Origin of the sequence: Accumulibacter sp., from assembly GCF_023806565.1 — a bacterium.
In the GTDB taxonomy this organism is placed as follows: domain Bacteria; phylum Pseudomonadota; class Gammaproteobacteria; order Burkholderiales; family Rhodocyclaceae; genus Accumulibacter.
Genome location: NZ_JAMTDV010000059.1, coordinates 1 through 4,203, shown reverse-complemented (window position 1 = coordinate 4,203; position 4,203 = coordinate 1). Strand labels below are relative to the sequence as shown.

The following is a 4,203-nucleotide window of genomic DNA, read 5'->3' as shown; positions in this document are numbered from 1 at the left end:
GAAATCACCACCATTCACTGGTCCACGCCTGACGCGCTGCCGTGACCAGCTGACTGCTGGTGCTCGCGGTCAGGCAGGAAATGACCGAGGTTTCGACATAGACCAGGGGTTTCATTTTCCCTTCTCCAGCGCGTCGGCCAAAACAGCCCTGAGCTGACTTCGCGTCGCGCCAATTCTCGCTTGCAGGGCCGCGTAGTCGGCGAGCAGTTCGTCCGGATCGTGGCTGATGGCGTCCGGGCTGTGCGGGTTCCTGATGTCGAGGTTGTAGTTGCGCGCCCTGATGTCGGCGGCGCTGACTTTCCAGGCGAATTCGCTCTCCACCCGGCTGTTGCGCTCGACGCCGCCCCACCAGGCTTTTTCGGCCTCGAACTCCTCGATGCGCATCGGTCTGGTCTTGGAATAGCTCTTGTAGCCCGGCGGGTAGGGGTGCCCGTAGAACCAGACTTCCTGCGTCGGCGAGCCCTTGGTGAAGAACAGCAGGTTGGTCCTGATGCCGGTGTAGGGGTTGAAGACGCCGTTGGGCAGGCGGACGACGGTGTGCAGGTTGCAGGTTTCCAGCAACTGTTCCTTGATGCGCGTCTTGATGCCCTCGCCGAAGAGCGTGCCGTCGGGCAGCACGACGGCGGCGCGGCCACCGTCCTTCAGGAGATGCATGATGAGGACGAGGAAGAGGTCGGCGGTTTCGCGGGTGCGGAAGGTGGCCGGGAAGTTGTTCTCGATGCCGTCTTCTTCCATGCCGCCGAAGGGCGGGTTGGTGACGATCACGTCGACGCGGTCGCGCGGGCCGTAGTCGCGCAGCGGGCGCGAGAGGGTGTTGTCGTGGCGCACGTTGGTCGGCACGTCGATGCCGTGCAGGATCATGTTGGTGGTGCAGAGCAGGTGCGGCAGCGGCTTCTTCTCGACGCCGAAGAGGGATTGCTGGAGCAGTTGCTCGTGCTCGACGGTCCGCACATGCCGATTGCGCACATATTCGATGGCGCTGGTGAGGAATCCGCCGGTGCCGCAGGCCGGGTCCAGGATCTTCTCGCCGAGCCGCGGTGCGATCCGGTCGACCATGAAGCCGGTGACCGGGCGCGGCGTGTAGTACTCGCCGGCGTTGCCGGCGCTCTGCAGGTCGCGCAGGATTTGTTCGTACAGATCGCCGAAGAGGTGGCGATCCTGCGCCCGGTTGAAGTCGATGCCGTCGACGATCCGGTTTATCACCTGCCGCATCAGGTGGCCGGATTTCATGTAGTTGTAGGCGTCCTCGAAAACGCCGCGGATCACGAAGCCGCGCCTGTCGCCGCCCCTGGGTTGCAGGTTCTTGAGTGTCGGGAATAGCCGGTTGTTGACGAAGTCGAGCAGTTCTTCGCCGGTCATGCCCTCGGCGTCGGCCGCCCAGTTGCGCCAGCGCAGGGGTTCCGGAATCGGCGAGCGGTAGTCCTCGTCGAGCAGTTCGTACTCGGTTTCCTTGTCGTCGTAAATCTTGAGGAAGAACATCCAGACGAGCTGGCCGATGCGCTGCGCGTCGCCGTCGACCCCGACGTCCTTGCGCATGATGTCCTGGATGGACTTGATCGTGGTGCTGATGGACATGAATACTGGTCTTTGAACTTATTGGCTGATGATGGGGAGGCAATCGGCAAACTCGGTGTGCAGACTGCGGACAGGGAGCATGGCTTGCGGGTTGCCGGTGGCGACCGCCGCGAGCCGCGCGGCGAGTGCGACAAGTTCCTGCTCCGTCATGTTCGGCGCGGGACGATATTCGCGATCAGCCATACAACTGGGCTTCCAGGTCCCGAATGGCGCCAACGTAGGCGGGTTTGCCGCCAAAGGAGTGGAGGAGTTCCTGCACCGTGCCCAAGTGGGTGAAGGGGTCTAGCGTCAGGATCTTGATGTCCTCGATACTCTCGATGCCGGCATCGGCATATTTCTCGACCAGCGCCTCCAGCACCGCCCGTGCCTTTTCGCCGTACCTGGTGAAGACATCCCGCTTCCTGACCTGTTCGGCGCGTTCCCTGCGCGTCAGCGGGGGGCGATCGAAGGCGACGTGGCAAACGAGGTCGAAGGGGTCGAACAATTTGCATTCGCGGCCCTGTTTCCTGGCGACTTCCTCGGCCAGGGCTTCGAGGGGGACGCCCTGTGCTTCCAGTTCTTCGATTACCGCTTTCTTGCGGTCGGCGCTGGACCAGCGACGCAGGAAGTCGTCGAGCGAAGCGTATTCCTTGCGCACGGCGCGGCGGGTGTAGTCCCTCAGCGATTCGGTGATCAGCTTGCCATCGGGGCCGTAGTACTGAACTCGCTCGGCGACGACATAGACGGTGACCTCACCGCCGACGACGTACTTGATACGCCTTGCTCCTTCGGCCTCCGGCGGCAGCGGCGGCTCCGGTTGAGCGGAGGACCCTTCTTGATCCGGTCCGTCCGGCGGGGCTTCTTCGTCGGGCGGCACCGGCGGCTGATCGCCCTGTGCTTCGTAGACCTGTTCCGGCGGCCCGTCGAAGTCGGGATCGGCGAAGAGTTCGGTTGCCTTCTTGAAATCGATGATCGAGAACCAGAACTTGTCGTAGTCCTCGTTGATGCGGGTGCCCCGCCCGATGATCTGCTTGAATTCGGTCATCGACTGGATGCGCTGGTCGAGCACGATCAGCTTGCAGGTCTGTGCGTCTACGCCGGTGGTCATCAGCTTGCTGGTGGTGGCGATGACCGGGTAGCGGCTTTCCGGGTTGATGAAGTTGTCGATCTCGGCCTTGCCCTCCGCCTCGTCGCCGGTGATGCGCATGATGTACTTGCGGTTTTCCTTGACCCGGGCCGGGTTGAGATTGACCAGTGCCTGCCGCATGCGCTCGGCGTGATCGATGTCTTCGCAGAAGACGATGGTCTTGGCGTAGGGGTCGGTGGCGCCGAGAAATTCGGTGATCTTCCTTGCCACCAGTTCGGTGCGCTTCTCCAGCACCAGCGTGCGGTCGAAGTCCTTCTGATTGTAGATGCGGTCTTCGATCAGCCTGCCGTTCCGGTCGGTCTGGCCCTGGGCGGGACGCCAGCCTTGCAGGTCCTTGTCGATGTCGATGCGGATGACCTTGTACGGCGCGAGGAAACCGTCGTCGATGCCCTGCCTGAGCGAATACGTATAGACCGGCTCACCGAAGTAATGGACGTTGGAAACCTCCCTGGTTTCCTTGGGAGTTGCCGTCAGACCGATGTGCGTCGCGCTGGCGAAGTAATCGAGAATTTCCCGCCAGGCCGAATCCTCGGCGGCGCTGCCCCGGTGGCATTCGTCGATCACGACGAGGTCGAAGAAGTCCGGGGAGAACTGCCTGTAGATGTTCTTTTCGTCCTCGCTGCCGCTTACGGCCTGATACAGCGACAGGTAAATCTCGAACGCCTTGTTGGCCTGCCGCTTCTCGATCTTGGTCATTGCCGGACCGAAGGGCTTGAAGTCGTTGGTGCGCGTCTGATCGACGAGGATGTTGCGGTCGGCCAAGAAGAGAATGCGCTTTCTGGCTTTCGACTTCCATAGCCGCCAGATGATCTGGAAGGCCGTATAGGTCTTGCCGGTGCCGGTGGCCATGACCAGCAGGATGCGCTGCTGGCCGCGGGCAATCGCCTCGATGCTGCGATTGATGGCGTTGACCTGGTAATAGCGCGGCAGCTTGCCGCTGCCGTCGTCGTAATACGGGGTCTCGACGGCTTCGCGACTCTCCGCCGTGGCGAGTCCCTTCCATGCGCAGTAGCGCTGCCAGAGATCCTGCGGCGAGGGAAACCGGTCGAGAGCCAGCGCCGTTTCGACCTGGTCGGCCTGGCCGGTACGGTCGTGAAACAGGAAACCGTCGCCGTTGCTGCTGAACGCGAACGGCAAGTCGAGCGTTTCCGCGTAACTCAGGCCCTGTTGCATGCCGTCGCCGAGACCGTGCTGGTTGTCCTTGGCTTCGATGACCGCGATCGGCAGGTTGGGCTTGAAGTAGAGCAGGTAGTCGGCGCGTTTGCGGCTGCCCCGGCTGTGCAGCTTGCCGCGCACGATGACGCGTCCCGCCGTGAAAGTGACCTCTTCGCGCACCTGCGAGGCGAAATCCCAGCCGGCGCTCCGCAGCGCCGGGTTGATGCACTGGCTGCAGATGTCGCGCTCGGAGAGGTTCTTCTTGGACATGTCAGGGCAGGGCCATGGGCCAGTGAACTTTCCCCGGAAGATAACACGCCCGATGCTGGCCACTCTCTGTCGGCGAG

3 protein-coding genes are annotated in these 4,203 nt (G+C 62.6%); all 3 read right to left on the bottom strand.

Features of this window, described 5'->3' with window-relative positions; genetic code table 11:
* Positions 1 to 111: 111 nt before the first annotated feature.
* Genes NFV80_RS06635 through hsdR form a run of 3 tightly spaced genes read right to left on the bottom strand, consistent with a single transcriptional unit; the run spans position 112 to position 4,126 of the window.
* Entirely contained in the window at positions 112 to 1,575 is a 1,464-nt protein-coding gene (locus tag NFV80_RS06635; RefSeq protein WP_295325005.1) for a class I SAM-dependent DNA methyltransferase, read from the bottom strand.
* Between the two features lie 18 nt (positions 1,576 to 1,593).
* Positions 1,594 to 1,758: a hypothetical protein gene (locus NFV80_RS06630; RefSeq protein ID WP_295325008.1), complete on the bottom strand. Its 165-nt coding sequence runs from the start codon at positions 1,756 to 1,758 to the stop codon at positions 1,594 to 1,596.
* Positions 1,751 to 4,126 (bottom strand): EcoAI/FtnUII family type I restriction enzme subunit R, encoded by a 2,376-nt coding sequence (gene hsdR / locus NFV80_RS06625; protein ID WP_295325011.1) that lies wholly within the window; start codon positions 4,124 to 4,126, stop codon positions 1,751 to 1,753. Before hsdR ends, NFV80_RS06630 begins: the two co-directional genes overlap by 8 nt.
* Positions 4,127 to 4,203: the final 77 nt, after the last annotated feature.